The 26,922-nt window shown below is 68.5% G+C and carries 26 protein-coding genes and 1 tRNA gene; 17 read left to right on the forward strand and 10 right to left on the reverse strand.

What is annotated here, in order from left to right:
* Positions 1-141 precede the first annotated feature (141 nt).
* The 7 genes from AB0F15_RS39950 (at position 142) to AB0F15_RS39980 (ending at position 7,816) form a co-directional block, all read left to right on the forward strand.
* Positions 142-1,071 carry an ABC transporter permease gene (locus tag AB0F15_RS39950; protein WP_360282176.1) on the forward strand — a complete coding sequence of 310 codons (930 nt, stop codon included), beginning with the start codon at positions 142-144 and terminating at the stop codon, positions 1,069-1,071.
* Positions 1,064-2,017 (forward strand): ABC transporter permease, encoded by a 954-nt coding sequence (locus tag AB0F15_RS39955; protein ID WP_360282178.1) that lies wholly within the window; start codon positions 1,064-1,066, stop codon positions 2,015-2,017. The genes AB0F15_RS39950 and AB0F15_RS39955 overlap by 8 nt, the downstream gene beginning before the upstream one ends.
* 6 nt (positions 2,018-2,023) lie before the next feature.
* On the forward strand, positions 2,024-3,019 hold the full coding sequence (locus AB0F15_RS39960) for an ABC transporter ATP-binding protein (protein WP_360282180.1): 996 nt from the start codon (positions 2,024-2,026) through the stop codon (positions 3,017-3,019).
* Positions 3,012-4,010 (forward strand): dipeptide ABC transporter ATP-binding protein, encoded by a 999-nt coding sequence (locus AB0F15_RS39965; protein WP_360282182.1) that lies wholly within the window; start codon positions 3,012-3,014, stop codon positions 4,008-4,010. The genes AB0F15_RS39960 and AB0F15_RS39965 overlap by 8 nt, the downstream gene beginning before the upstream one ends.
* 102 nt (positions 4,011-4,112) lie before the next feature.
* Positions 4,113-5,807, forward strand: coding sequence for a S8 family serine peptidase (locus AB0F15_RS39970; protein WP_360282222.1), 1,695 nt, complete (start codon positions 4,113-4,115; stop codon positions 5,805-5,807).
* A gap of 465 nt (positions 5,808-6,272) precedes the next feature.
* Positions 6,273-7,034 carry a hypothetical protein gene (locus tag AB0F15_RS39975; RefSeq protein WP_360282184.1) on the forward strand — a complete coding sequence of 254 codons (762 nt, stop codon included), beginning with the start codon at positions 6,273-6,275 and terminating at the stop codon, positions 7,032-7,034.
* On the forward strand, positions 7,031-7,816 hold the full coding sequence (locus AB0F15_RS39980) for a hypothetical protein (protein WP_360282186.1): 786 nt from the start codon (positions 7,031-7,033) through the stop codon (positions 7,814-7,816). Before AB0F15_RS39975 ends, AB0F15_RS39980 begins: the two co-directional genes overlap by 4 nt.
* Here the strand turns inward: AB0F15_RS39980 and AB0F15_RS39985 are convergent.
* The gene (locus tag AB0F15_RS39985) at positions 7,794-9,287 is read right to left on the reverse strand and encodes a peptidase S10 (protein WP_360282188.1); all 1,494 of its coding nucleotides are present in this window, start codon (positions 9,285-9,287) and stop codon (positions 7,794-7,796) included. The genes AB0F15_RS39980 and AB0F15_RS39985 overlap by 23 nt on opposite strands.
* A 48-nt stretch (positions 9,288-9,335) precedes the next feature.
* On the opposite strand from AB0F15_RS39985, the gene AB0F15_RS39990 reads away from it, so the two are divergent.
* The 5 genes from AB0F15_RS39990 to AB0F15_RS40010 all read left to right on the forward strand — a co-directional run bounded on the left by AB0F15_RS39990 (position 9,336) and on the right by AB0F15_RS40010 (position 13,711).
* Positions 9,336-9,995, forward strand: coding sequence for an endonuclease V (locus tag AB0F15_RS39990; protein WP_360282190.1), 660 nt, complete (start codon positions 9,336-9,338; stop codon positions 9,993-9,995).
* Positions 9,992-10,675: a uracil-DNA glycosylase gene (locus AB0F15_RS39995; protein WP_360282192.1), complete on the forward strand. Its 684-nt coding sequence runs from the start codon at positions 9,992-9,994 to the stop codon at positions 10,673-10,675. Before AB0F15_RS39990 ends, AB0F15_RS39995 begins: the two co-directional genes overlap by 4 nt.
* Before the next feature lie 84 nt (positions 10,676-10,759).
* Positions 10,760-12,094 (forward strand): NAD(P)/FAD-dependent oxidoreductase, encoded by a 1,335-nt coding sequence (locus AB0F15_RS40000; protein WP_360282194.1) that lies wholly within the window; start codon positions 10,760-10,762, stop codon positions 12,092-12,094.
* Between the two features lie 194 nt (positions 12,095-12,288).
* Complete coding sequence (locus AB0F15_RS40005; protein ID WP_360282196.1) at positions 12,289-13,614, forward strand: ricin-type beta-trefoil lectin domain protein; 1,326 nt, start codon at positions 12,289-12,291, stop codon at positions 13,612-13,614.
* Positions 13,615-13,637: 23 nt separating this feature from the next.
* Positions 13,638-13,711, forward strand: a tRNA-Leu gene (locus AB0F15_RS40010).
* 278 nt (positions 13,712-13,989) lie between these two features.
* Here the strand turns inward: AB0F15_RS40010 and AB0F15_RS40015 are convergent.
* Positions 13,990-14,292: a hypothetical protein gene (locus AB0F15_RS40015; protein WP_360282198.1), complete on the reverse strand. Its 303-nt coding sequence runs from the start codon at positions 14,290-14,292 to the stop codon at positions 13,990-13,992.
* Between the two features lie 339 nt (positions 14,293-14,631).
* Entirely contained in the window at positions 14,632-14,880 is a 249-nt protein-coding gene (locus tag AB0F15_RS40020) for a hypothetical protein (protein ID WP_360282200.1), read from the reverse strand.
* 277 nt (positions 14,881-15,157) lie between these two features.
* On the opposite strand from AB0F15_RS40020, the gene AB0F15_RS40025 reads away from it, so the two are divergent.
* From AB0F15_RS40025 to AB0F15_RS40035, 3 genes are all read left to right on the forward strand, one after another.
* On the forward strand, positions 15,158-15,670 hold the full coding sequence (locus AB0F15_RS40025) for an ImmA/IrrE family metallo-endopeptidase (protein WP_360282224.1): 513 nt from the start codon (positions 15,158-15,160) through the stop codon (positions 15,668-15,670).
* Entirely contained in the window at positions 15,667-16,824 is a 1,158-nt protein-coding gene (locus tag AB0F15_RS40030; RefSeq protein ID WP_360282202.1) for an MAB_1171c family putative transporter, read from the forward strand. The genes AB0F15_RS40025 and AB0F15_RS40030 overlap by 4 nt, the downstream gene beginning before the upstream one ends.
* Before the next feature lie 671 nt (positions 16,825-17,495).
* Complete coding sequence (locus AB0F15_RS40035) at positions 17,496-17,819, forward strand: helix-turn-helix transcriptional regulator (RefSeq protein WP_360282204.1); 324 nt, start codon at positions 17,496-17,498, stop codon at positions 17,817-17,819.
* 84 nt (positions 17,820-17,903) lie between these two features.
* Here the strand turns inward: AB0F15_RS40035 and AB0F15_RS40040 are convergent, their stop codons facing one another.
* Positions 17,904-19,388 (reverse strand): MFS transporter, encoded by a 1,485-nt coding sequence (locus AB0F15_RS40040; protein WP_360282206.1) that lies wholly within the window; start codon positions 19,386-19,388, stop codon positions 17,904-17,906.
* Positions 19,389-19,412: 24 nt separating this feature from the next.
* Between AB0F15_RS40040 and AB0F15_RS40045 the strand changes: the two genes are divergently transcribed.
* Positions 19,413-19,874 (forward strand): MerR family transcriptional regulator, encoded by a 462-nt coding sequence (locus tag AB0F15_RS40045; protein WP_360282208.1) that lies wholly within the window; start codon positions 19,413-19,415, stop codon positions 19,872-19,874.
* A 77-nt stretch (positions 19,875-19,951) separates the two neighbouring features.
* Here the strand turns inward: AB0F15_RS40045 and AB0F15_RS40050 are convergent, their stop codons facing one another.
* The 3 genes from AB0F15_RS40050 to AB0F15_RS40060 form a co-directional block, all read right to left on the reverse strand.
* A complete protein-coding gene (locus AB0F15_RS40050) occupies positions 19,952-21,127 on the reverse strand; it encodes an acyltransferase (protein WP_360282210.1) in 1,176 nt (391 codons plus the stop codon).
* A gap of 95 nt (positions 21,128-21,222) precedes the next feature.
* On the reverse strand, positions 21,223-22,218 hold the full coding sequence (locus AB0F15_RS40055) for an aldo/keto reductase (protein ID WP_360282212.1): 996 nt from the start codon (positions 22,216-22,218) through the stop codon (positions 21,223-21,225).
* Between the two features lie 117 nt (positions 22,219-22,335).
* Positions 22,336-22,740, reverse strand: coding sequence for an antibiotic biosynthesis monooxygenase family protein (locus AB0F15_RS40060; RefSeq protein ID WP_360282214.1), 405 nt, complete (start codon positions 22,738-22,740; stop codon positions 22,336-22,338).
* 698 nt (positions 22,741-23,438) lie between these two features.
* On the opposite strand from AB0F15_RS40060, the gene AB0F15_RS40065 reads away from it, so the two are divergent.
* Positions 23,439-24,221, forward strand: a complete 783-nt coding sequence (locus tag AB0F15_RS40065; protein ID WP_360282216.1) for an AfsR/SARP family transcriptional regulator — start codon at positions 23,439-23,441, stop codon at positions 24,219-24,221.
* A 60-nt stretch (positions 24,222-24,281) separates the two neighbouring features.
* Here the strand turns inward: AB0F15_RS40065 and AB0F15_RS40070 are convergent, their stop codons facing one another.
* The 3 genes from AB0F15_RS40070 to AB0F15_RS40080 are packed head-to-tail and all read right to left on the reverse strand — an operon-like array spanning position 24,282 to position 26,851.
* Positions 24,282-25,334, reverse strand: coding sequence for a methyltransferase (locus AB0F15_RS40070; RefSeq protein ID WP_360282218.1), 1,053 nt, complete (start codon positions 25,332-25,334; stop codon positions 24,282-24,284).
* A gap of 19 nt (positions 25,335-25,353) precedes the next feature.
* Positions 25,354-25,632, reverse strand: coding sequence for an acyl carrier protein (locus AB0F15_RS40075; RefSeq protein WP_360282220.1), 279 nt, complete (start codon positions 25,630-25,632; stop codon positions 25,354-25,356).
* A 1-nt stretch (position 25,633) separates the two neighbouring features.
* On the reverse strand, positions 25,634-26,851 hold the full coding sequence (locus tag AB0F15_RS40080; RefSeq protein WP_360282226.1) for a ketosynthase chain-length factor: 1,218 nt from the start codon (positions 26,849-26,851) through the stop codon (positions 25,634-25,636).
* Between the last annotated feature and the right edge of the window lie 71 nt (positions 26,852-26,922).

The following is a 26,922-nucleotide window of genomic DNA, read 5'->3' on the forward strand; positions in this document are numbered from 1 at the left end:
AAGAACGCACCCTTGTCGGCTTTGATGTCGTACCCGAGATCGAGGTGGACGCGGTGGCCGCGAGCGGCGAAGCGCTGCGCCGTCTTGAGGAACTCCCCCGAATTACCACTCACGACGGTCGGCGCGCACTAGGAAATCGCCATGATCCGCTATGTCCTGCGACGGCTGCTCCAGCTGGTCCCGGTGTTCTTCGGCACCACGTTCCTGATCTACCTCCTGGTCTGGGCGCTGCCCGGCGACCCGTTCTCCGGCAAGTGCGGCCAGGCCGCCTGTCCGCCGGCCTACGTCGCCCAGATGACCGAGAAGTACCACCTGAACGACAACATCTTCGTCCAGTACTTCAAGTACCTGGGAAACCTGTTCACCGGCGACTGGGGGGAAACCTTCAACGGCACCTCGGTGGGCGACCTGATCGCCACGTCGTACCCCATCACGCTGCGCCTGGCCGTGATCGCCGTGGCCATCGAAGCCGTCATCGGGCTCACCGCCGGCGTGCTGACCGGCCTGCGCGGCAAGGGTTTCCTCGACAACCTCGTGCTGGTGTCGACGACGTTCCTGATCTCGCTGCCGGTGTTCGTCACGGCGATCGTGCTGCAACTCGCGCTGGGCGGCACCGGTCTCGGCTGGATCGAGGCCAGCGTCTCGGAAGATCCGGGCGTCGGCGAGCTGATCGTGCCCGGCATCGCGCTCGGCACCCTGTCGATGGCGTACGTCGCGCGTCTGTCGAGAAGCAGCATCGCCGAAAACCGCCACGCCGACTACGTGCGGACGGCGATCGCCAAGGGGCTGCCGCAGAGCCGCGTCGTCGGCGTCCACCTGCTCCGCAACTCGGTGATCCCGGTGCTCACCTTCCTCGGCACCGACCTGGGCGCCCTGATGGGCGGCGCGATCGTCACCGAAGGCGTGTTCAACATCAACGGTCTCGGCCGGCTGATCTTCCGCGGCATCCAGGACCGGGAGAGCGCGACCGTCGTCGGTGTCGTCGTCCTGCTGGTGGTGGTCTACCTGCTGATGAGCCTGATCGTCGACCTGCTCTACGCCGTTCTCGACCCGAGGATCCGCTATGACTGACCCGAATCTGGTGGCCGGTGGCGGTGCCGATGCGGCCGAGCTGTCCCGCGTCGACGACTCCGCCACCAGTCCGCAGAAGCCCCGCAGCCTGTGGCGCGACGCCTGGCGTCAGCTCCGGCGCAAGCCCGCGGTCATCGCCTCCGCGGTGATCATCCTGTTCATCGTGCTGATCGCGATCGCGCCCGGCCTGTTCAGCTCGCGCGACGCGCGCTTCAGCGATCTCGCGCACGCCAACGAAGGGCCGTCCGCGGACGCCTGGTTCGGCTACGACAACCAGGGTGCCGACGTCTACGCCCGCACGATCTACGGCACCCGCGCGTCGGTGCTGGTCGGGGTGTTCGCCACGCTGTTGACCGTCCTCTTCGGATCGCTCGTCGGCATCGTCGCCGGCTACTACGGGCGGTTCGTCGACAGCGTGCTGTCGCGGTTCGGCGACATCTTCGCGGGCCTGCCGTTCATCCTGGGCGCGATCGTCATCCTGACGACGTTCAACGCACCGGGCTCGAATCCCGGCGCCGTCACGATCGTCGTCCAGGTGGTGTGCTCGATCGCGGCGCTGAGCTGGCCGGTGGCCATGCGCATCATGCGCTCGGCGACACTGGTGGCCAAGCAGCTCGACTACGTCAAGGCCGCGCGCGGCCTCGGGGCGAGCACCCCGCGGATCATCTTCCGGCACCTGCTGCCGAACACGATCGCGCCGGTGCTGGTGTACGCCACCATCGCGCTCGGCGCGTTCATCGGTGCCGAAGCGACGCTCGCCTTCCTCGGCATCGGCGTGCGCGCGCCGGTGGTCTCGTGGGGCGTGCTGATCTCCGACTCGCGGGACTACTTCGGGAACGACCCGCACATGCTGCTGTTCCCCGGTGCCTTCGTCACCCTGACCGTGCTGGCCTTCGTGATGCTCGGTGACGGCATCCGCGACGCGCTCGATCCGAAGTCGAGGTAGATCTCCTTGTCCGACAACGAACTGCTGCTCGAAGTAGCCGATCTGCACGTCGAGTTCCGGACGTCCGACGGCGTGGCCAACGTGCTCAACGGCGTCGGCTATTCGGTGCACGCCGGGGAAACCCTGGCCGTGCTCGGCGAGTCCGGCTCCGGCAAGAGCGTCACCGCCCAGACGGTGATGGGGATCCTCGACACGCCGCCCGGCGTGATCACCGCCGGTGCCGTGCGCTGGCGCGGCGAGAACCTGCTGACGGCGTCCGAGGAACGCCGTCGCGAAGTGCGCGGCAGCGAGATCGCGATGATCTTCCAGGACGCGCTGTCCGCGCTGAACCCGGTGTTCACCGTGGGGTTCCAGATCGAGGAACAGCTGCGCGTCCGGCTCGGGATGTCCAGAAAGGACGCCCGGAAGCGCGCGATCGAGCTGCTCGACATCGTCCGCATCCCGGCCGCGGAACGCCGGATCAAGGACTACCCGCACCAGTTCTCGGGCGGCATGCGCCAGCGCGCGATGATCGCGATGTCGCTGGCGCTCGACCCGGACCTGCTCATCGCCGACGAGCCGACCACCGCGCTCGACGTCACCGTGCAGGCCCAGATCATGGACCTGCTGGAGGAGATCCAGGCGGAGCGGAAGATGGGGCTCGTCCTGATCACGCACGACCTGGGGGTGGTCGCCGAGGTCGCCGACCGGATCGCCGTGATGTACGCGGGCCGGATCGTCGAGCAGGCCGACGTCGCCGAGCTGTTCCGCGCGCCGGCCCACCCGTACACCGCCGCGCTGATGGACTCCCTGCCCCGGCTGGACCTCAAGGGACAGACGCTGGAAACCATCAAGGGCCTGCCGCCGAGCCTGCTGCACATCCCGCCCGGCTGCCCGTTCCACCCGCGGTGCAAGCGGGCCGAGTCCCGGTGTTCTTCCGACGTTCCGCCACAGCACGCGATCGGGTTCGGCCGGACCAGCGCGTGCCACTTCGCCGAAGAGGTGGTGAGCTCCCGTGCCTGATCCCATTCTGTCCGTGCGAGACCTGAGGAAGTACTTCCCGGTCCGCACCGGCATCCTGTTCAAGCGGACGATCGGCCAGGTCAAGGCCGTCGACGGCGTCTCGTTCGACCTGATGCCGGGTGAGACGCTCGGCATCGTCGGCGAGTCCGGCTGCGGGAAGTCGACGCTCGCCCAGGTCCTGATGCGCCTGGAGGAACCGACGGGCGGCACCGCGATGTTCGAGGGCCGCGACATCTTCGCCATGCGCGGGTCCGAGCTGCGGAAGCTGCGGCGCGAGATCCAGATCGTGCTGCAGGACCCGTACACCTCGCTCAACCCGCGGATGACCGTCGGCGACATCGTCGGCGAGCCGTTCGAGATCCACTCCGACGTCGCACCCAAGGGCTCGCGGGCGGGCAAGGTGCGGGAGCTGCTGGAGGTGGTCGGGCTCAACCCCGAGCACCTCAACCGCTACCCGCACCAGTTCTCCGGCGGCCAGCGCCAGCGCATCGGCATCGCGCGGGCGCTGGCACTGCGGCCGAAGGTGATCATCTGCGACGAGCCGGTGTCCGCACTGGACGTCTCGATCCAGGCGCAGGTGATGAACCTGCTCGGCGACCTGCAGAGCGAGTTCGGCCTGTCCTACGTCTTCATCGCGCACGACCTCTCGGTGGTGCGGCACCTGTCCAACCGGGTCGCGGTGAAGTACCTCGGCAAGATCGTCGAGCTCGGCTCCGACGAGGAGATCTACGAACGGCCGTCGCACCCGTACACCCAGGCCCTGCTGTCGGCGGTGCCGGTGGCGGACCCGGCCGTGCGCGGGCGCCGCCAGGTGATCCGGCTGACCGGCGACGTCCCGAGTCCCCTGGATCCCCCGTCCGGGTGCCGGTTCCGCACCCGGTGCTGGAAGGCCCAAGACCGGTGCGCGTCGGAGGTGCCGGAGCTGATTCCCAGGACGGACGGGCACTTGTCAGCTTGTCACTTCGCCGAGCAGAAGTCGGTTGTTCCATAACGTACGTTTGGCCGTTGTTTACGCATTGTCCGGTCTATACGGTGCAGGAACCGCTTTCCGAGGAGGAGAATCGTGAAGAGACCCAGGCTTTTCGCCGCGGCCATGGCCGTCCCGCTGTTCGGGGCGCTCTCGGCCGTAGCGGTGCCCGCCGCTTCGGCGCAGCCCGCGCTGGCCGGCCCGGCGACCGAGTTCACCGTGCTCGCCAAGGACGTCCAGAGCATCGCGAGCGCCCAGCAGGCGATCAAGGCCGCGGGCGGCACGGTCCTGGAGACCAACGCCGCCGTCGGCCTCATCAAGGCCACCGCTCCGGCCACCGGGTTCACCGAGCGCGTGTCGGCGAACCGTGCCGTCTTCGGCGCCGCCAAGGCCCAGTCCATCGGCTCGGTGCCGAAGCTGGGCAAGAAGACCAAGGGCGACGCCGGTGTGGAGAAGGAAGGCCGCGGCGCCGCTTCTTCGAAGACCGCGGCGAACAAGGCCGTCGGGATGGACCCGCTGGACGACCAGCTCTGGGGCCTCAAGTCCGTCCGCTCGGACCTCTCGCGCACCAAGCAGCCGGGCAGCAAGCAGGTCAAGGTCGGCATCATCGACACCGGCATCGACGGCACGCACCCGGACATCGCGCCGAACTTCGACGAGGCCGATTCCCGCAACTTCGTCAAGGACATCCCGTTCGACGTCAACGGCGCCGAGGTCGACGGCCCGTGCGAGTTCCGCGGCTGCGTCGACCCGGTCAACCACGACGACGGCGCGCACGGCACGCACGTCGCCGGCACCATCGCCGCCGCCGCGAACGGCTTCGGCGTTTCCGGCGTCGCGCCGAACGTGACGCTGGTGAACATCCGCGCCGGCCAGGACTCGGGCTTCTTCTTCCTGCAGCCGACCGTCGACGCGCTGACCTACGCCGGCGACGCCGGCATCGACGTGGTCAACATGTCGTTCTACACCGACCCGTGGCTGTACAACTGCACGGCGAACCCGGCGGACTCGCCCGCCGAGCAGGCCGAGCAGCGCACGATCATCGAGGCGACGCAGCGGGCGCTGAACTACGCACACCACAAGGGCGTCACGATGGTGGTCGCGCTGGGCAACCAGCACACCGACCTCGGCGCGCCGCAGCCGGACACCACCAGCCCGGACTACCCGGCGAACGGCACGCACCCGCGGACGGTGGACAACTCGACCTGCCTCAGCCTGCCGGTCGAGGGCAACCACACCATCGGCGTGAGCTCGTTCGGCCCGTCCCAGAAGAAGGCCGACTACTCGAACTACGGCCTCGAGCAGATCTCGGTGTCGGCCCCGGGCGGCTTCTTCCGCGACGGCTTCGGCACGCCGTGGTACCGCACGGTGGAGAACGAAATCCTCTCGACGTACCCGAAGAACGTCGCGATCGCCGACGGCAACGTCGACGCGGACGGCAACATCACGCCGGCCGGTGTCACGGCGGGCATCAAGAAGGCGACCGCACCCGACGGCCGCGTCGGCTACTACCAGTGGCTGCAGGGCACGTCGATGGCGACCCCGCACGCGACCGGTGTCGCGGCGCTGATCATCTCGCAGTACGGCAAGAAGACGCACGGCGAGTTCGGACTGGACCCGGACAAGGTCCAGCGCGTCCTCGAGGGCACGGCGGCGAAGATCGCCTGCCCGGTGCCCCGCACGGTGGACTACCTGAAGGAGGGCCGCACGCCCGACTTCACGGCCACCTGCGAGGGTGACCCGTCGTTCAACGGCTTCTACGGCCACGGCGCGGTCGACGCCTACGCGGCGGTGACGCGCGGTTCGCAGTACCTGAAGTAGTTTTCGCCCGGAAACGGCCCATCTCCTCCGGGAGGTGGGCCGTTTCCCGTGTGCGGTCGCGCGGACCGCGGAACACGGTGCTCGCCGCGCTTTCGGCACCTGAAACAACCTTCCCGGGGCGCTCCGCGTGTACGTGCGGACTGGGGGAGGTCCGTTGATGGTGCGCGAACCGGCGCTGCCAGTGGACCCGCGGCTGCCCGGCGAGCCGACGGTCCTCGAAGTGGGCCGCACGCGGCTGTGGCCGGCCCGGCGCGGGGCCGCGGTCTTGACTGTGCTCTTCGCCTCGTTCCAGGTGTTGCGCTGGCGGGCCGCGCAACGCCCTGAACAGCTCGCCGAGCGCCTGACCGGCGCCGGTGCAGCTGACGGGCTGGCTGCTGGTCCGCCGCCACCGGCTGCCGCCCGGTTTCCACGGCCGGTAAACCTTTCCGGCCTTTCGAGCGTGCACGGCGGGACGGGGGAGGTTCGATGGTGGTGGAAGCAGCGTGGACGACGCTCGCCGAGAGACAGGGGGCGCGGGCGTGGCTGGCCCGCCGCGGCGTGGAGGTGGACGAGCCGACGCCGCTGCTCGCGGTGCGTGTCGGGTCCCGGGTGCTGGCCACGCGGTCCTACCAGGCCTCCTACAGCGTGCTTTCGTCCGTGGTCTGGGTGGTCGCCTTGCTCCCGCCGGTCCCGGTGCTCGCGCGGTTCCTGGTGTTCACCGTGGTCTGCACCGCCTATCCCCTGCTGCAGTGGCGCCGGGTGTGCCGGGCCGACCGCACCGCAGCCCGGCTGGTTCCCGCGGGCGCCCGGCCGTCGCTGCGGGTGGCGGCCGGGCAGGTGGGCCGGCGGTACCTCGCCGCGGTGGTGACGACGTTCGGCGGCGGCGTGGTCCTGTGCGCGTGGTACGCCGCCAACCCGGTGGGCTGGGCGGCCGCACTGGTGATCGGCGCCGCGAGCGTGGCCCCGGTCTTCGCCCGGGCCCTGCGTGCCCCGGTGATCGCCGAGGACGAGGCTTCGGCCGCCGTCGACGCGGCCTTGCGGGCTCACGACACCCGCGCGTTCGCGGCGCCGTTCATGTTCACGTTCCTCGTCTGGATCGACCTGTCCACCAGCTGGCCGTGGCCTCCGGCGCGGTTCGTGCCCGCGATCGGGTACTTCGTCCTGGTGGTGGCGGTCCACGTCGGCGCCGCGATCGAGGCCCGGCGGCAAAGCCTGCCGCGCGGCCACTACGGAACGGTGACCCGGTGAGCGCCCCGGTGCCGACGGACGCGGAGCGCGCGGCGGCCGGTCGCTGGCTGGTGAAGCACCGCATCGAGGTGCCGACGATGACCGACCTGCTGGCCCTGCGGCTCGGCTTCCGTGCCGGCGCGCGGCCCCCGGGGTCGTGGCGGTGGATCGTCGTGGCCGGCCTGGGGTACGTGGCCGTCGTGTTCGGGTTCGCGAGCCTGGTTTTCCTGCCCGGTGTCCAGGGCGGGGAGCTGGTGGACAGCTGGTATGTCTACTTCCTCATCATCGCCCAGCACCTCGGCTACTGGCTTCCGGCGCGGATCCGCGACCGCCAGGCGCTGGCGCGGTTCGGGACGCTCGGCGGCCCGCCGCGGACCGACGTGACCGGCTGGTTCCTCGCCGTGCCGCTGGTCACCTTCGGCGGCGGCGCGGCGCTCGCCGTGACGATGTTCGCCACGACGCCGTACCGCACGTACGCGGGGAGCTGGCTCCTCCTGCTGGCACTGGGCGCGGCGGTCACGGCCGCGATCGTGACCGACGTCTTCCGCCGTCCCGTCATCGCGCAGGACGCGACGTCCCGGGCCGTGGACACCGCCCTCCGGCTGCACGACCTGCTCATGGCGCTGCCCGGGATCTACGCCGTTCCGGTGCTGATCGATCCGCTGGTCGGCCACGCCCAGCCACCGGAGTGGCGGCCGTGGCTGGCCGGCTACGCCGGTCTCGCGGTGGCGACGCAGGTCGTCGTGGGTGTCGCGCAGTGGCGGCGGTTGCGGGCCGTGCTCAGCGGTTCGACGCCTTCTTGACGAACTTCGCCAGGTCCTTCGACTGCTGCACACGGGTCGGCTCGTGGATGTACATCATGTGGCCCGCCGGGTAGTACGCCGAGTCGATGTTCTCGCGCAGTTCCTCCGGGATCTGCAAGTGGGCCAGCACGTGCTCGGCCGCGTAGTACGCCGTCGCGCCGTCGTAGTGACCGAAGGCCACGTGCACCTTCAGGTGCGGGTTCGCGCGCATCGCCGCGCTCAGCGAGTCCACCACCGACACCGAACGGCCCTCGAAGTCCGAGTACGACCACGCCTTGAACGTGTCCTCGCTGATGAGCTCGTAGGGCAGGTCGTTGGCGTACCCGAGCTCGGCCCGCACGTAGTGGTTGAACGCCGCCGCGTACGCGCCGACCACGCGGGAGATCGACGGGTCGTCGCTCATGTGCTCGCGGCCGCCGTCCGGCTCCCACGTCGTGAACCGGCCGTCCATCCGGCCGACCGTCCGGCCGCGGTCGCGCAGCAGCTCGGTGAAGAACCGGACGTGCTCGATCCGCAGGTTCACCCGGTCCACGTAGGACTCGGCGAGGCCGGTCAGCGACGCCAGCGTGGCCACCGCGTCCGTCCGGTCCTGAGTGGACAGCCGGGCACCGCGGGCCAGCGCCCACGGCAGGTCCTTCGCCGCGAAGTCCTCGGCGTCGGCGAGGACGTCGTCGAGCGGGCGCTCGCCGTGCAGGCCGTGGTAGTGCGCGATCGCCGCGTACGTCGGCACGTACAGCGAGTACGGGAGGTCGTTGCCCTCGGTGAACCGCAGCGTGCCCAGGTCGAGCACCGACGAGATGAGCAGCAGGCCGTTCAGGTACAGCCCGTGCCGGTCCTGCAGGTGCGCGGCCAGCCCGGCGGCGCGCAGCGTGCCGTACGACTCGCCGGCCAGGAACTTCGGCGACAGCCAGCGCTGGTGGCGCGACACCCACAGCCGGATGATCTCGCCGACCGACTCGATGTCGCCCTTGAAGCCGTGGAAGTCCTTCGTCTCGCCGCCTTCGGACGCGCGCGAGTAGCCGGTCGACACCGGGTCGATGAACACCAGATCGCTGTGCACCAGCAGCGTCTCGGGGTTGTCGGCCAGCCCGTACGGCGGCGGCACCAGGTCGTCGACGTCGCCCGAGAGCACCCGGCGCGGCCCCAGCAGGCCCATGTGCAGCCAGATGCTCGACGAGCCGGGGCCGCCGTTGAAGGCGAACGTCACCGGCCGCGACCCCGGATCGGCGTCGTCGAGGGTGTAGGAGGTGATGAACACCTCCGCCTTCGCCTTGACGCCCTCGGACTTGCCGTCCTTGACGATCTCCTTGCGGAGGACAATCCGCCCCGCCTTCGCCGTGTATGCGAGCTTCTTCCGCTTCACGGTCAAGGTGTGCTGGGTCGTGACGATGTCGTCGGTCGGCTCGGCCGGGATCTCGGTCGTCTCCGCGGCCTTCGGCTCGGAGGCCTCTTCGGGGGTGCTATCCGCCATGGACCCAACTTAGTCGGCGGGAACGGGCGGCTGTGGCAGGGTGACCTGGTGCACACCGAGGACTGGCCGGCGACGACCGAGGAGGCGCTCGCCGTGCAGGAACGGCTCCGCGGCCAGGTCGAGCTCGCCGACGAGTGCCCCGAGCTGCCGCCGACGGTCACCGGCCTCGACGTCGCCTACGACGACACCGGCGGCATCGCGGCGGCCGTCGTCACCCTCGAGACCGCCGGGCTCACCGTGGTCGAGGAGCGGACCCACCGCGCGAAGGCCGTCTTCCCGTACGAACCGGGCCTGTTCGCCTTCCGCGAGCTGCCGCCACTGCTGGCCGCGCTCGAGGGGCTGGCGCACCCGCCCGACGTCCTGGTCTGCGACGGCCACGGCCTCGCCCACCCCCGGCGCTTCGGCCTGGCCTGCCACCTCGGCGTGCTGACCGGGCTGCCCGCGTTCGGCGTCGGCAAGACCCGGTTCATCGGCTCGCACGGCACGCCGGCGCACGTGCGCGGGTCGTCGGAGCCGCTGGTCGACGCCGGGGAGGAGGTCGGCGCGGTGCTGCGGACCCAGGACGGCGTCAAACCGGTGTACGTCTCGGCCGGCCACCGGATCGGCCTGGCCCACGCCTGCCGGCTGACGCTGGCGCTGACCCCGCGCTACCGGCTGCCCGAGACCACGCGGCACGCCGACCGGCTGTCCCGGGTGGCGCTGCGATGAGGTCGCTGGCCGAGCTGGACGCGGCGGTGGCAGGCTGCCGCGCCTGCCCGCGGCTGGTCGCCTGGCGCGAGGGTGTCGCGGGCACCAAGGCGGCCTTCCGCGGCGAGGAGTACTGGGCGCGCCCGGTGCCGGGCTTCGGGCCGCCGGACGCGTCGCTCGCCGTCGTCGGCCTGGCGCCCTCGGCGCATGGCGCGAACCGCACCGGGCGGATGTTCACCGGCGATCCGTCGGGTGATTTCCTGTTCCGGGTCCTGCACGAGGTCGGGCTCGCCTCGCAGCCGACGTCCGAGCGGCTCGGGGACGGCCTCGAGCTGTACGGCACCCGGCTCGTTTCGCCCGTGCGGTGCGCGCCGCCGGAGAACAAGCCGACGCCGGCCGAGCGGGACACCTGCCGTCCGTGGCTGGCGGAGGAACTCGCACTGTTACGTCCGACACTGCGGGCGATCGTCGTGCTGGGCGCGTTCGGCTGGCAGGCGTCACTGCCCGTGCTGGAGGCGGCGGGCTGGCCGGTGCCGCAGCCGCGTCCGGCGTTCGCCCACGGAGCCGTCGTGGAACTGGGCGACCTGCGGCTTTTCGGCTGTTATCACGTGTCGCCGCGCAATGTCCAGACACACCGCGTGACCCACGCCATGGTGGCGGACGTCTTCCGCGCCGCGACCTCGGTGACAGGGCACGACTGAATCGTTACGGAAACCGCAGCGACGCTGGTCACAGCCGGATGGGGCCCCCGAGCGGGGACGCGGCGAAGGTGTCACCATGAGGACATGGCTGCTGCGAAGTCGAAGTCGGAACCGACTCGGATCCTCGTCCTCGGTGGTGGGTACGTCGGGCTCTACACGGCGTACGGCCTCCAGAAGATGCTCCGGGCCAACGAGGCCTCCGTGACCGTCGTTGACCCGCAGCCCCACATGACCTACGCGCCGTTCCTCCCGGAGGCCGCGGCCGGCGCGATCGAGCCCCGGCACGTGGTCGTGCCGCTGCGGCGGGTGCTCAAGCGCTGCCACGTGCTGACCGCGCGCGTCACCAAGATCGAGAACGAGAAGAAGTCCGTCACGGTCGAGGCGGCCGACGGCCACGTCGAGCAGCTTGGCTACGACATCCTCGTGGTCGCGCTCGGCGCCGTCGCCCGCATCCTGCCGATCCCGGGCCTGGTCGAGCAGGGCATCGCCTTCAAGACCATCGGCGAGGCGATCTACCTCCGCAACCACATCATGACCAAGCTCGACGAGGCGGCCAGCACGCTCGACCCCGAGCTGCGCAAGCGCCTGCTGACGTTCACGGTGGTCGGCGGCGGGTTCGCCGGCATCGAGGCGCTGGCCGAGCTCGAGGACATGACCCGGTTCGCGGTGGAGAACTACTACCCGAACATCAAGACCTCCGACATCCGCTGGGTGCTCGTCGAGGCGGCGGGCCGGATCCTGCCCGAGGTCCGCGAGACCCTGGGCGTGTACACGGTCGAGCAGCTGGAGAAGCGCGGCATCGAGGTGTACCTGTCGACCGCGGCGAAGTCGTTCGAGAACGGCCACGTCGTGCTGTCGGACGGCACCGAGTTCGACACCGACACGCTCATCTGGACCGCCGGCGTGAAGGCCAACCCGGTCGTGGGCCAGTCGGACCTGCCGGTCGACAAGCGCGGCCGCCTGGAGGCGACGGCGGCGATGCAGGTCGTCGGCCACCCGGACGTGTGGACCGCGGGCGACAACGCCGCGATCCCGGACCTCTCGCGCACCGAAGAGGACCCGACGGCCACCTGCCCGCCGAACGCGCAGCACGCGGTCCGCCAGGCGACGCTGCTGGCGAAGAACATCATCAAGGTGCTCCGCGGCGGCAAGCCGAAGGACTACTACCACAAGAACCTCGGCGCGGTCGCGAGTCTCGGCCTGCACAAGGGTGTCGCGGACGCGCTGAACCTGAAGATCAAGGGCTTCCCGGCCTGGCTGTTCCACCGCGCCTACCACCTCAAGGCGATGCCGACCTGGAACCGCAAGATCCGCATCCTGTTCGACTGGATCCTCGGCGGCCTGTTCCGCCGCGAGGTGATCTCGCTCGGGCAGATCAACAACCCGAAGGACGAGTTCGCGCGCGTCTCGAAGTCCTGACGTCCGTTCGTCGAAGCCCCTGGCCCTCGCGGCCGGGGGCTTTCGTCGTTTTCGGGGCTATTGCGGGGTAATGCCCGGCTGTGTGCCGGTGAGCGACATGGTCTGGACAACTGGGTGGGTAGGCGGGTAAACCCTTTCTTCACAACGCGGAATAAGTCCGCTCCCGCTCCGTCCTCCGGTCCCTTGGAGCTCCCATGTCCTTTTCCCGTACCAGAGCTGCCCTCACGGCGGCGGTGCTGAGTGCCGCGGTCGTCGCGGTGCCGTCGGCGGCCGCGGCCGGGCCGGCGTTCCCGGCCCACTACGCGGCGCCGTACCTCCAGATCAGCGACTCCGACGCCGGCGACATGGCCGCCGACCTGAACGCCACCGGCACGAAGTTCTTCACGCTGGCGTTCCTGACCCCGCAGTCCGGCTGCACGCCGGTGTGGGAGGCGAACGGCACCGGCGTCGGCTCGTTCAAGACGCAGATCAGCGCCCTGCAGGCGGCGGGCGGCAACGTCATCCCGTCGTTCGGGGGTGCCGCAGGCGGCGAGCTGGCCCAGACCTGCACGAACACAGCGAGCCTGACGGCGGCGTACGCGAACGTCGTCACCACCTACGGAACGCCCCGCCTCGACTTCGACATCGAAGGCGACGTCCTGAACGACACGGGGTCCACCCAGCGCCGCAACTCGGCGCTGGCGGCGCTGCAGCAGCAGAACCCGGCGGTCCAGGTCGACTACACCCTCGCGGTCGACCCGACGGGCCTGCCGTCGAAGGAGCTGGACCTGCTGCGCGACGCGAAGAGCAAGGGCGTCAAGGTCAGCGTCGTCAACTTGATGGTGATGGACTTCTACGACGGCCAGCCGGTCCTGAGCGACGCACTCTCGGCGGCCCGGGCCGCGGCGTCCCAGCTGGCGAGCCTGTACGGCATCTCGACGTCGGCGGCGTACGCGATGACGGGCTTGACGCCGATAGCGGGCCGCAACGACGACGGCGCCCAGTTCAGCCAGCAGGACGCCCAGCAACTGGAGAACTTCGCGGCGGCCAACGGCGTCGCGGAGCTGTCGTTCTGGGAGGTCCAGGACTACGACCGCGCGACGGGGTATGCGTACTCGAGGATCTTCAACGCGATCACGGGCGGAACAACGCCACCACCTGCCTCCGGCGGGACGATCACGGGCTACGGCGGCAAGTGCGTGGACGTGGCAGGAGCGGCGTCGGCGAACGGAACGACGGTGGACTTGTACACGTGCAACGCCACGGCCGCCCAGCAGTGGACGCCGGCTTCGGGATCGTTGCGCGCCCTGGGCAAGTGCCTGGACGTGGCGGCGGCGGGAACGGCGAACGGAACAAAGGTCCAGCTGTACGACTGCAACGGCACGGGCGCCCAGCAGTGGACGCACACAGCGTCGAACCAGCTGGTCAACCCGGCCTCGGGCAAGTGCCTGGACGCAACAGGCCCGAGTTCGGCGGACGGAACGCCCCTCCAGATCTGGACCTGCACGGGCGCGGCGAACCAGTCCTGGACACTGAACTGAGGTCATCACCTAGAGTGTGCGGTGCCCCCGTAGCCCAATCGGCAGAGGCAGTCGACTTAAAATCGATTCAGTGCGGGTTCGAGTCCCGTCGGGGGCACGTACACAATCCGCACGTTCGTCGTCTGTCCTGGCCGGCCCGCCGGCCGCGTCCGCGATGTCGGCCAGCCGGTCGGCGGGTAGGTGGATGCTGATCGTCGCGCGGCAGCCCGCGCCGGCTTGGCGCAGGGCGGCTTCGGCACCTTCGCCGGGATGACGACGAGCACGCCGTCACCCCGGTCCTCGTGTGCGCACCCGTCCCACGGCACGCCGCCTTCGTCGAAGGAACAGCCAGCCTCGAGTCGAGCGCGGACCGGGCCGCCAGCTGCTCGGGATTGGTCAGCGACCCGAACCCGCGCAGGTCGGTGACCAGCGGGGTCGCGGGCAGCGGGTTCTGGCCGGCCGTCGCTTCTTGCAGCCGATCGCGAAGCCGCCGAGCGCGCCGCAGCCGTGCTGGGTTTCGAGCGCGGACATCGCCGTGCCGCCGTTGTTCAGCATCATCGGCACCACGCCGAGCTGCGAGCCGCCGACCGAGATCGGGATGGAAGCGCTGTCGGCGTTGCCGGTCGCGGTGCCGAGCCGGACGTCCGTCAGCTTGGCGCGCAGCCGGTCTTCGACTCGTTCGACGACGCGAGCAGGCACCAGCTCGCCGAATCGCGGTCTGGTCCGGCGAGTGCGTGGTAGATGGCGATACCCCCGCCCAGCAGCTGCAGCACGGCCAGGCGAGGCGTAGGCCTGCCGGGGGCTCGTCGTCCTCCACCTGCTCCGTTCGGTGCTGGTCCACTGGGTCTCCTTCGCTGCGTCCGTTCGGACGGCGAGGAGTCGGTGTGACAGCCGAAGGACTTGTGCCTCCGGTTTCCAATTCAGACCACAATGGACAGTCCGGCAAGATCCACGCCAGGACAGTAAGGAGCTCGCTGAACTGGACAGACATCCAGAACCAACGGGTCCATCACGACCTGCACCGGAACGCCCGTCTCCTCAGTCAACGCCGGCAACCCCCACCTCAAGACCACCGCACAGGCCTTCGGCGAGAGGCTGCACACCTACACGATCCATCAAGGTCGCCCCCCGGATGTCGCCGGCAAGAAGCAGGTCTCGGCCATCGACACCGAGAAAGCTTTGCTCACAACCGAAAGGTTGCGCCAGATCGTCGACTACGTCTTGAAGCACTACAGCCAGAAGACCCCGGCCAGACCAGCGGCTCAGAGTCGGCATCATCCACTCCACGCAGCCACCGAGATCCTTGGACTACTGCAGCGAATACGCCGAAAAGATCACCGAACTGCTTGAGCAGTAACCGGTCGGCCGGAGCGGACAGATCTCGGCTGGCTCAGGCCGGTGTGAACCTCGGGTGTACTTGTCAAGCTTGACCTGGTTTGGGACCATTGCGCCTCATAGGGCAACCACCCATCGTTGGGGGAACGACGTGAGGTATACCCATGGCCGGGCCGTCATCAAGCTGTTGACATGGCGCACCACAAGTGCGACCCGGGAGATCAGGCGGGTGCTCAGGCACTGTGAGTCCCGGTTCGCCGAGTGGCGGCTACCGCCGTCTTCCACCATCACTACCGTCGCCCAGGAGCTGAGCAGGCGCCGGGGTCGGCCGATTCACCTCATTCCGCTGGCTTTGGGTGCCGACCAGCCGTCCGGGCTCTCGCTGACACTGCCCACCATGGACGTCGTCGCCTACGAGGCGGAGACCAGCAGGACCCATCAAGAGCACATCATCGCCCACGAACTGGCGCACATCATGTGCGGTCACACCGGCAGCATCTCGATCGACGAAAACGTCGCCCGGCTGGTCTTCCCGAACTTGGATCCCGGTCTGGTCCGGGAGATGCTCCACCGCGCGGGCTACGGTGACGAGCATGAACTGGAAGCCGAGATCATGGCCTCGGTGATCCTGCGCCGGATGAACGCACGGCCGGAGCGAGCCGGCCCGACGCCGCCCGCAGAGGTCCAGGAGGTGTTGGATCGGCTGGAGAAGACCTTCTTCAGCGACGGAGACGGCTCTTGAAGACGGATCCGCGCACCGTCTGTCTGGCCCTCGGCTGCGCCATCCTGCTGTACAAGCTGGTCGGTATGGCACGCGGCCGGCGGGACCGTGCCACTGTGGTTTTCTGCCTCTACGTCGGCCTGTCGGCCCTGAGCTATCTGGTGTTGCTGCCGCCGATCGCGGCGCGCCTCGACAGGTGGACCGGCATACCGCAAACCGCTGGGCTGCTCAGCGGGGTTTGCGTGCTAGGCCTGACCGCGGCACAGCAGTATCTCCTCGTTCACTGGACCTACTCGCCCGAACTGGCTCGTCACAAGATGCGCCGCCGGTGCTCGTTCTGGGTTCTTGCTCTTGTCGCTTATGTGGGAACGTACCTCGTATTCACGCCGGGCAGCCAGCGGTTTCAGTATTTCTACCTGGAGAACGCCCACAAGGTGTGGCAAGCGCCCTATCTCCTGATCTACATCCTTGCCTGTGTCGTCGGTCAGGCGGACGTGGTGCACCACTGCCGGCGTTTTGCGAAGATCGCCGACCGTGCCTGGCTGCGCTGGGGCATGCTGACCATGGCGGCCGGTGGGGCGCTCATCCTGATGTACGGCACGATCCGAGTCGTCGACCTGGTGGCCGCGCCCATGGGCCTCGATTTGCGCATGCTGGAACCGGTCGCGTGGACCTTGGGTGACGCCGGCGCGCTCCTCGAGTTGCTCGGCTGGGTGGTGGTGCCAGTGCTGGGACCGCGGCTTTCTGCGATGATGCGGTGGCTTCGGGACTACCGCACCCACCGCCGCCTCTATCCCTTGTGGCGAACGCTTTACCAGGAGGTCCCCGAGATCGCACTGAGGCCGTCGCGGACGTGGCTCAGCGATGTACTGCGGCTTCGTGACGTGAGTTTCTGGCTGCACCGCCGGATCATCGAAGTTCACGACGCACTGCGCGCGCTGCGGACGGGCGACGGGTCGAGCGAGGGCGTGCCGGCCATGGTTGCCGTGGCCGTCGCTCGGGCTGGTGACCGCGACAGCCCGCTGATGGCGGTCCGGGACCGTGGACCTGACGATGATGTCACGTGGCTGCTCGAACTCGCCGACGAGTTGGTCACCTGCCGGCGAAGTTTGCGACGATCGGGGTCTTCGGCAGAGTATCCGGTCGGAATCGCCGGGCGGGACGCCAGGTCGTAGATGGTCACCCTGCCGGCGGGACGCGCCCGGCGCGATCGCCGTGGCGCGCTCGTCGATCACGTCGACCGTGCTCGGCACGACCCGTTGCTCCTGCCGGTTGTAGTAGGCGCCGAGCAGGCGGGACGGATTCATCCGTAGCTCGGCCGCGTGGTTGGACGGGTAGCGGCGCTGGATGGACGTGCCGCGGCCACCGAAGAACGTCACGGCCGGTTCTGCCAGGGCGCCGGCGCGACCGGTCGCCGCCACGAAGCCGGTGACCGGCTGGGTTCCGTCGCGTGGATCGACGGTCAACCCGCCGCTCGGCTCCACCTGCGCGACCAGTCCGTCCCTTGCGGCTTCAAGTGCGGGGAAGGCGAACCCTGTCCCGTCTCCGTTCAAGAGCGCGAGGGCGGCAACGGCGACGCAGGTCAGTACGATCGGGCCTGACGACACTCTGGACTCCTTCCGGCGGCGGCCGGCCAGTCGAAGCGTGACCTCAGCACTAGACGAATGTGACATATACGGCATATCGTTGGACTGTCAGTTGATAAGCTCCACCTCCTGGTACGAACTCGAAATGAAGGCCGCAAATGGTTCACGATGACGGCGAGTCCATACTCGCCGAGCAATTGGACTCGTTGTTCCGGTCAAGCCGCCCACAGGGACGTTCCTGGACCAATGACGAAGTTGCCGTGGAACTCAAGAAGCGGAACCCCGGGCTGCGGGTCAGCGGCGCCTACCTGTCGGCGCTGCGCACCGGCAAACGTGAACGGCCGTCCTACGACCTGCTGGAAGCGCTCGCGAGGTTCTTCGGCGTGACAACGGCGTACTTTTTCGATCGTGATCACGCCAATCAGGCCGTCAAGCAGCTTGCCATGCTGGACGAGCTGCATCAGGCCGGCGTTCGCTCGATCGCCTTGCGTGCCGTCGGGCTGCCGCCGGAGAGCCTCGCACCCGTCCGTGCCGTACTGGACGAGATCCGCAAGCTGCAAGGGCTGCCAGAGATAGACGACTGAGCCGCGAAGCCGCGCTTCTCCTCGCGCGAACCCGACGAACCGGACGGCAAGAATCGAGTGCCGCTCGTGCCGTCCGGTGGTGGGTCAGCGGCGCGCCGCGGCCGGGCGGACATCGGCGCCCCGGTCGACTTCCTCGAACAGCTCCACCGCGCGCTCGGCAGTGCCCTTGGCCCAACGCCCGGTGCTTACCAGCCCGAGGACGAGGATGCCGACGCCGAGCGCCAGTATCAGCCACCACACGCCATGTTCCGCAGTTGTGTAGGCACCCTTCCCGTTGGCCAGAGAAGAGCCCACGATGGTGCCGGCGATCGCCACGCCGAGGGTGGTGCCGGTCTGTCGTCCGGTGGAGATCAGCGACGCGGCCACCCCGGCCATCGAACGGGGCATCCCGGCGACCGCCGTGTTGGTGATCGGCGGGTTGACAAGGCCCAGGAACGCGCCGAACAACAGGTAGGTCGCGAGCACGGCGACAAGCGGGGTGTCCGGTCCGAGCCAGAGTGATGCGGCGCCGCCCAGTGCGAGTGCGGCGCCGGCGATCACCAGCGGCAGCCGGGGACCACCCGAGGCGACCAGCTTGCCGGCGAAGGGGGAGAGCACCGCGATCAGCCCGCCGACCGGGAGCAGGCACAGCCCGGCCGCCAACGCCGCCAGACCTCGCACATCTTGCAGGTACTGGGTGGTGACGAACAGGAACCCCTGGAAGCCGCACAACGCGAGCAGTGCCATCAGCAGCGCTCCGCTGAACGGTGCACTGCGGAACAGGCGCAGCTCGAACAACGGGTCGATCCGGCGTGGTTCGTAAAGCAGGATGCCCAGCAGGCTGAGCACGGCGACGGCGAGCAGGACGAGGATGACCGGTGAGGTCCAGCCCAGCCAGCGGGATTCGATGATCGCGTAGACGAGGCTGCCCAGCAGCGCGATCGACAGGACCTGGCCGACCGGGTCGAACCGGCGTGTCCTCGTGGCGCGGGACTCGGGCACGTAAATCACCGTGCCGAGGATCGCCACGGCCAGGATCGGCACGTTGATCCAGAAGATGGCGCGCCAGCTCAGGCTGTCGACCAGGATGCCGCCCAGGATCGGTCCCGCGGCCAGGGCCAGGCCGGTGATCGAGCCGAACGTGCCGATGGCTTTGGCCCGTTCGCCCGGGTCGGGGTAGGTGGTGGTGATGATCGCCAATGCCACCGGGGTCAGCATCGTGGCACCGACGGCCTGCAGCGCGCGAGCCGCGACCAGCCCTTCGATGCTCGGTGCGAGACCGCACAGCACGGAGCCGATCCCGAACAGGGTCAGGCCGACCAGGAAGATCCGGCGACGGCCGACCCGGTCGGCGATGGACCCGGCCAGCACCACGAAGCTGGCCAGTACCAGTGTGTACGCGTCGACCGTCCACTGCAGGCCGGAGATCGTGGTGTCCAGGTCACGGCGAATGGACGGCAGCGCGATGTTGACGATGGAGATGTCCATCATCGCCACCATCACCGCGACGCAGCAGATCGTGAACACCAGGGACCGCCGGCGCCGGCCGATCCCGTCACTCTGGGTGTCGGGCACTGTTGAGGGAGTCATGACATCGATGCTAGAATTTAGAGCGTGCTCGAAGTCAAGTCGGCAGTCGACGCCCTTCCCGCCATCCCGCCGGAGGGTGTGAGTATCGCTGAGGCCTCCCGTCGCACCGGGGTCAGCGCGCACACCCTGCGCTACTACGAACGCGCCCAACTGGTGGTCACGCCCCTCGACCGCACCCAGAGCGGCAGGCGGCGCTACCACCAGCTCGACATCGAATGGATCGTCGTCTGTACCAGGCTGCGCGCCACCGGCATGCCTATCAAGACCATCCGGCGCTATGCCGAGCTCGTCGCTGCCGGGATCGGCAACGAGGACGCGCGCCTCGCCCTCCTGGAGGCCCACCGCGCCGAGGTGCTGGCCAAACTCGCGGAGTTGCGCGAGAACCTCGAACTCATCGACCACAAGATCGACGTGTACCGCGGGCGACTCGCCGCAGGTGACGCGGACCGGATCTGGGCGCCGAAGCGGATGGCGGACAGGCACTGACGACCCGGATCGCCCGCGCATGACACAGACCGGCGTGGAGACAGCCACGCCGGTCTTGTTGCCGCACCCTGACGGATTCAGGCCAGGAGCAGTCCGCTCGCCACCGCGCACACGACGACGATGCCGGCGACCATGCCGGCGAAGGTCAGCCGGAGATTGCGGACCAGGGGTGGCCAGAACCGGATCGGGTCCTCGACGAACCGTTTCGACAGGTACGCCAGCGCCAACGACGCCGCCACGATCGCGAGAGACGCCGGGGTGGAAAGCCTCCCGCCGGCCACGGCGCCGGGAAACGCGTATGGTGCCAGCACGATCAGCGGCCAATGCCACAGGTACAGCGAATAACTGAGATCGCCGACCAGTTGCACGGGAGCCGACGAGGTCACGGGGGAGTGCCACTGCCGGTGCGGGCTCATGCCGCCCACGATGACCAGAGCGGCGCCCACCGCGGGGACCAAGGCCAGCGCCCCGGGGAACTCGCTGTAGTCGTCGAACACCAGCACGGCGAACACGATCGCGGCCAGGCCGGCCAGCGATACCAGGTTCGCCGCGATCCTGGGCAGCTCGAGCTTCCTCCCGGCCATCGCGACCACCGCGCCGAGCGCGAGCTCCCACACCCGGACCGGCGTGATCAGGTACGCCATGTACTGGTTGGCCCCGGTGAGGTACACGCTGAACGCGAGCGAGGCGAGCCCGACGACGGCGAGCCCGGTGAACCGGAACTTCGCCGGGATCTTGAACAGGACCAGCAGCAACAACGGCCAGCACAGGTAGAACTGTTCCTCGACCGATAGCGACCAATAGTGCTGCAGCGCGGTGAACAGAGTGGGGTCAGCGGGTTTCGTGGCCACCAGCCAGTTCTGCCAGTACAGGGCGCCGGCGGTGATCTCGCGGCCGTAGGCCGGCCACTGCGGACGGGGGACGAACAGGTACGCGGCGATCGCGACGAACACCAGGACCAAGAACGCCGCCGGTAACAGGCGACGCACGCGCCGTGCGTAGAACTGCGCCAGCCGCAGGTGCCCGGTGCCCTCGATCTCGCGGATCAGCTGGGAGCTGATCAGGTAACCGGAGATCACGAAGAACACGTCGACACCGACATAGCCGCCGGTGAGCGGCGAACCCGGCCACAGGTGGTTCACGATGGTCACCGAGACCGCCAGAGCGCGCAGCGATTGGACGTCGGGGCGGAAGCCCGCCGGTCCGCGTTTGCCGGGACGGCCCGGTTGCTCGCCCGCCCCGGCTCCGGTCACCGGATCACCGCCGCGGTCTTGGCGATGCTCGGCCACGGCTGGTTCCGGCCGCTGTGGTCCGGGGACCGGCGTCCTCCCGGACTCCTCCGCGCGGGTCATCGTTCACTGTCCAGGAACGCGATCTGCCAGTCGGCGTAGCGTCCTCCGGCAGCCGAGTCGGCCGGCACGGCACGCTCGATAGCCGCCAGGTCGTCGGGTCCCAGCTTCAACTCGGCCGCAGCCAGCGACTCGGTGAGCTGTGCACGGGTCCGTGCGCCGATGACCGGGATGATGTCCGGTCCTTGGGCGGCCACCCAAGCGATCGCGAGTGCGGCCACAGTGGTCTCGCGCTTTTCGGCCAGACGGCGCAACCGCTCCACGAGTTCGAGGTTCTTGGGCAGGTTTTCTGGCTGGAAGCGAGGTGCCCGGGTGCGGAAATCCCGTTCGGTGGTCTGCCGCTGCGGCGTCCAGTGCCCGGACAGCAGCCCCCGCGACAACACCCCGTAGGCGGTGATGGACACCCCGAGTTCGCGGCACGCCCCCAGGATGGATCTCTCGATGCCCCGTGAGATGACGGAGTACTCGATCTGCAGGTCGGCGATCGGGTGCACCGCGTGTGCGCGGCGCAGCGTCTCGACGCCGACCTCGGACAGGCCGATGGCCCGCACATAACCGGCCTGCACCATTTCGGCAATCGCGCCGACCGTTTCCTCGATCGGCACCTTGGGGTCGACACGAGCGGGCCGATACACGTCGACGTAGTCCGTGCGCAGCCGCTTAAGCGTGTAGGACAGGAAGTTCCAGAGCGCCTCGGGACGGCAGTCGAAGCCGCTCCAGTGACCGTCGGGTTTGCGCAGCCCGCCGGTCTTGACGCTGATCGTCACGTCGTCGCGGTTGTAGGAGCGCAGCGCCTGGTGGATGAGCAGTTCGTTGTGGCCCATGCCGTAGACGTCGCCGGTATCCAGCAGGGTGATCCCGGCGTCCAGTGCTGCGTGGATGGTGGCCACGCTCTCCGCCTCGTCCGCGGGGCCGTAGTTGTCGGACATTCCAAGACAGCCGAGGCCCAGCTCCGAAACCGCAGGGCCGGCCTTGCCCAACTGTCGTGTCTCCATGTCGATCTCCTTCGCCAAGGGCGCCGTCATCTCGTCGGGTCTTTCACCTGCCAGTACGGCGTCACCGAGCGGCGATGGCACTCGCGTCCCCGTGCTGGGTCCTGGTCCCCAGTGCCGTCACGGCTTCTCGCCGGCGTTCACGACCAACGCCGTCTCGTAGATCATCGGCTTCGGCGCCGCGCCCACGTTGTCCATCAGCCGCTGCACAGATGCCCGCCACTCCGGGTTCTTGCGCGCCTCGGCCAGCGCCGCTCCGCTGGCCCAACGAGCCACAGTGACGAAGCCGAACTCGGCAGTCGGGTCCAGTGACCGGAACATCTGTGCCTGGATGAATCCCGGCTGTGCGGCCATGACCCCGACCCCGATTTTCCATCGGGGCAGGAAATCGTCCCGGTTCTCCACCGGCACACTGAACACGTTGATCACGGTGACCTGGTCCTGCATGATGGCATCCGTCAGAATGACGGCGTCCTCGGCCCGGTCATTGAACGGGGTGTGAACCAGTTGAACGGCCTCGCCCACGGCACTCCTCATTTCTGATCAGACGGTCCTGCCAGGTGAGGACATTGCCGCGCCGAGTTAAAATGCCGCTCAAGTCTGAATAACCGACGTTCGGCTCCCCGCGTCACCACCTCGAAAACCCGGGACGAAGTCGAATCTGGTGTATCGGCGGCGAGGCCATACGCGAAGGATCCGGACTTTGCGGACACGGGCCGGATGTGGATCCGGATACCGTGATCAGGTCAGGACGCAGGCGGGGGCACGGTACGCGGCCCCGACCGAAGCCACCAGGTCACATGGTTGCTCACCCGGTTGGATATTGACAAAGCACCTCAAGACTGAGGTAGACTGTTCAACTGGCAGTCCAATCGATTCAACTAGCAAGTGGGGGAGGTGCCCCCGGTCCACTTGACCGGGCGGGCGTTGACTGGCGGGCGTTGACTGGGTGGAACAACCGTCGTCGGTTTGTGATTACCGAAATTCGTATGCTCTGCTGGACGCTCGGTTCGCGGAACGCGATGCGCATCAAGGGTGTCACCTGGTTCGGCAGGTCATTGAGGGCGGGCTCATCCAGAAGCATTTCAGTGAGACATCGTGGCCGTCTCTCAGAACTGCTCATGCAGGCTGACATGTGCGCATCCAGGTTGCAGCCGACGACACGGGTCAATGTTGTCCGAAAGGAAAACTTTGTAGTATTGGCTTTCATCGGAGATTCTCTTATGCGAAGCGAGCAGATTTGGATCGGCCTTCTGGGAACGCTCAAGGTGACCTACACCTCCGAGGTGATACGTCACCGCTCATTGCAAATCACCGCGGCGAAGCAGCGTCAGGTACTGGCGATGCTGGCGGCGAACGCGAACACAACGGTCAGCACGGACCAGTTGATCGACGAACTGTGGTCAAGTGATCCACCCAGCACCGTCAAGACCATTGTGCACACCTACGTCTACCAGTTACGCAAGCTGTTCGGGGAGCGACTGCGCTCCGCGAACGGCGCCACGCTGCTCGCCACCCGCCCCGGCGGCTATCTGCTGACTGTTCCGCCGGAGAACGTGGACATATTCCGGTTCCAGGAGCTGATGGGGCGCGGCAGAGCCGCACTGCGGCACGGTAGGCCCGACCATGCCGCCGAACTACTCGGCCAGTCGCTGGCGCTCTGGCGCGGCTCCATCCTTCCGGACGTCGACATGGGACCCGTTCTCAAGGGGCTGTCGGTGTACCTGGAGGAGCAGCGGCTGGAAGCTGTGTCCGCGCGAATCGACGCCGATCTGGCCAACAACCGGCATGGTGAACTCGTCGGTGAACTGCGTCGGCTGGTGGCCTCGCATCGGCTGCACGAGCCGTTCCACATCCGGCTCATGCAGGCGTTGCACCGGTCCGGGCGCCGCGGCGAGGCGCTGGGCGCCTACCACCAGCTCCGCACGATCCTCAATCAGGATCTCGGGCTCGAGCCCTCCGGTGAGGCGAGACAGATGCAATGCGAGATCCTCAACAGCGACTGACCGGAGAGACAGGGTTCGCCCGCTTTGTGTCACAGAGCAGGCGAACCCTTTCCGTTACTGTCATCGCGGGATGGATGCCTCGACCAGATGGAGCAGCGGCTTGATCGGTTGGACGCTCTCCAGGCGCAGGCCCGACCGCTCGACGAGCCGCGTGATCCCCTTCATCGTGTGCCGTTTGCCGTTGGTGTTGAGCAGGAACAGCAGGTCGATCCCGGTGGCGTAGCGGGCTTCCGGACTGTCGTCGACGAGGTTCGTGATGACAAGCACCTTGGCACCGGGACGCCCCGCCGCCGCGGCGTTGCGCAGCGCGGTGACCGTCCGCTCGTCGTCCCATTCGAGGATGCTCTTGAACAGGTACACGTCCGCCTCGACAGGAATCCCGTTGAGACAGTCACCCGCCATCACCCGGACACGCGAGGCGAGCGCACCACCGGGGCGCAGTCGTGGATCCGGGTCCGCCACCACCGCAGGGAGATCGACCAGCACCCCTTCCAGGTGCGGGTTCGTTTCCAGCAAGACGGCCAGGTTGTAGCCGCGGCCGCCGCCGACGTCGGCAATCGTCTTGACGTCGCGCAGGTTCAGCGTGTTCGCGATGCTCGCGGACGTGATGCGGCTCAGCTCGGTCTGGGACCGGTTGAACACCTCGGTCGACTCTGGCCACTCCTTGTGCAGGTGCGCGAAGAACTCCGAGCCGTAGACGTCCTCGAACAGACCCTGCCCACCGCGGCGCACCGCGCGTTCGAGGTGCGGCCACAGCTCCCACGTCCACGGCTCGGTGACCCACAGCACCCAGTACTTGAGGCTCTGCGGGTGCTCTTCGCGCAACAACGCTGACGTCGAGGTGTGTACCACGCCGTCGGCGGTCTCGGTGAAGATCCCGTAGCAGCTCAGGTTGCGCAGCAGGCGTTCGAGCACGCCCGCGTCGACCTTGAGCTTCTTCGCCAGTTGGTCCACGGGGACAGGCGTGTCCCCGAGCGCTTCGGCCACCCCGATCCGGACAGCGGCCCGCAGCGCGGCGGGCGCGGCCGCCGCCAACGCGAGTTCGCGCAGGGTCGTCACCGGCGCGATCTCGTGGTCGCCGGTACCTGATGAAGTGTTCGCCACAACAGTCATTCGCAGTCCCAAGTCCGAGTCAGATACCGGTGGCCGGCCGGCCCGCGACGGCGGCGGGCGCGAGCTGGTCGTTGATCAGCAGGAGCAGTTCCGCGGGTGTCCGCAGCTCGGTGAGCTGCTCGTCCGGAATGACTACGCCGTACTCCCGTTTGAGCGTGGCCGAGGTCTCGATGAGAACCAGCGAGTCGTATCCGAGGTCCTCGAACGAGACGCTCATCTGGTCGACGGGCAGAGCGTCGGCATCGCCACCCGCGCACTTGATGAAGACGTCGCGCAGGTTCTCGATGCTCATGGTCATGTCAGTCTCTCTTCCAGTGGTTGCGGATAACGGTGGCCGCGTTGAAGCCCCAGCGGCCACGGGCGAGCACCAGCGCGGTGTCCACCCGCATCCGGCGAGGCTCCCCGATCACGAGGTCGATGCCGTAACCGGCCGGTACCTCGGTGGTGCCGAAGGTCGGTGGGACGGTGTCTTCCTGGATGCTCATCAGGGCGCAGACGACGTCGAGCACCCCGCCGCCGGACAGCAGCCGGCCGGTCAGCGCTTTGGGAGAGGTGACCGGGACCCCGAGCTCGCCGAAGATTCCGCGCAGCGCCTGCGCTTCGGTGCGATCCAATTCCGGCACCCCCGTCGCGTCGGCGAACACCACATCGACGTCCTGAGGGAGGATGCCCGCGTCGGCCAGGGCGGATTCCGCGGCCCGCCGAAGCCCTGGCGGCCGTCCGCTGCCCGGGGCCGGATCGAACGTGGCCGCGTAGCCGGCGATGTCGCCGTACACCTTGGCGCCACGAACACGCGCGGCGTCGGCGTCCTCCACCACACAGATGGCGCCGCCCTCGCCGGGAAGATAGCCGGTCGCCCGCGTGTCGAACGGTCGGTACGCGGTGGCTGGGTCCGGGACGAGGCTGACCCGGCCGCTGGCCAGATGGGCGGCCCAGCCCCAGGGATCGAACGCGGAGTCGACGCCGCCGCACATCACGAGGGGAGTGCCGGCGCGGACGGTGCGCCTGGCGTGGCCCAGGGCATCCAGGCCGCCCGCCTGTTCGGCGACCAGTGCCGTCGATGGCCCGCGTATCCCGTGCCTGATCGAGATCTGCCCGGTGTTCACCGCATAGAACCATGCGAAGGACTCGTACACGCTGACGTGCTCCGGGCCCTGGCTCCAGAGTTTCCTGAACTCGCGGTGGGTGAACTCGAACCCACCGGAGGCATTGGCCGTGACGATGCCCATGTCGTATTCGGACATGGCCTCGGTGTCCACGCCCGCGTCGTTCAGGGCGGCCTCTGCGGCGATCAGGGCCAGCCGGGTGGACACGTCGGTCTGCGGGAGGAGCCTGGCCGGCAGGTATTCGGCCGGGTCGACGGTGCCGACCAACCCGGCCAGCCGCGCCGGGTACCGGGTGGTGTCGAACCGGTCCAGCACAGCGATGCCGCTGCGGCCGGCCAGGGTGGCGGCCCAGAACGCCTTGACGCCAATGCCGTTCGGCGCAACGACGCCGAGGCCCGTGATCACGCTCATGCGCTCGCCCGCTTCGGCCGAGTGAGGACCATCGCGCTTTGGAAGCCGCCGAAGCCGCTGCCCACGGTGAG

This window comes from Amycolatopsis sp. NPDC026612 (assembly GCF_040638285.1).
GTDB lineage: Bacteria > Actinomycetota > Actinomycetes > Mycobacteriales > Pseudonocardiaceae > Amycolatopsis.

Bases quoted from the DNA above. Each gene is read 5' to 3' on its own strand.
- AB0F15_RS39950 (WP_360282176.1), top strand. From the start codon at position 142: ATGATCCGCTATGTCCTGCGACGGCTGCTCCAGCTGGTCCCGGTGTTC.
- AB0F15_RS39955 (WP_360282178.1), top strand. From the start codon at position 1,064: ATGACTGACCCGAATCTGGTGGCCGGTGGCGGTGCCGATGCGGCCGAG.
- AB0F15_RS39970 (WP_360282222.1), top strand. From the start codon at position 4,113: ATGGCCGTCCCGCTGTTCGGGGCGCTCTCGGCCGTAGCGGTGCCCGCC.
- AB0F15_RS39975 (WP_360282184.1), top strand. From the start codon at position 6,273: ATGGTGGTGGAAGCAGCGTGGACGACGCTCGCCGAGAGACAGGGGGCG.
- AB0F15_RS39985 (WP_360282188.1), bottom strand. From the start codon at position 9,287: ATGGCGGATAGCACCCCCGAAGAGGCCTCCGAGCCGAAGGCCGCGGAG.
- AB0F15_RS39995 (WP_360282192.1), top strand. From the start codon at position 9,992: ATGAGGTCGCTGGCCGAGCTGGACGCGGCGGTGGCAGGCTGCCGCGCC.
- AB0F15_RS40000 (WP_360282194.1), top strand. From the start codon at position 10,760: ATGGCTGCTGCGAAGTCGAAGTCGGAACCGACTCGGATCCTCGTCCTC.
- AB0F15_RS40005 (WP_360282196.1), top strand. From the start codon at position 12,289: ATGTCCTTTTCCCGTACCAGAGCTGCCCTCACGGCGGCGGTGCTGAGT.
- AB0F15_RS40040 (WP_360282206.1), bottom strand. From the start codon at position 19,388: ATGACTCCCTCAACAGTGCCCGACACCCAGAGTGACGGGATCGGCCGG.
- AB0F15_RS40055 (WP_360282212.1), bottom strand. From the start codon at position 22,218: ATGGAGACACGACAGTTGGGCAAGGCCGGCCCTGCGGTTTCGGAGCTG.
- AB0F15_RS40065 (WP_360282216.1), top strand. From the start codon at position 23,439: ATGCGAAGCGAGCAGATTTGGATCGGCCTTCTGGGAACGCTCAAGGTG.
- AB0F15_RS40070 (WP_360282218.1), bottom strand. From the start codon at position 25,334: ATGACTGTTGTGGCGAACACTTCATCAGGTACCGGCGACCACGAGATC.
- AB0F15_RS40075 (WP_360282220.1), bottom strand. From the start codon at position 25,632: ATGACCATGAGCATCGAGAACCTGCGCGACGTCTTCATCAAGTGCGCG.
- AB0F15_RS40080 (WP_360282226.1), bottom strand. From the start codon at position 26,851: ATGAGCGTGATCACGGGCCTCGGCGTCGTTGCGCCGAACGGCATTGGC.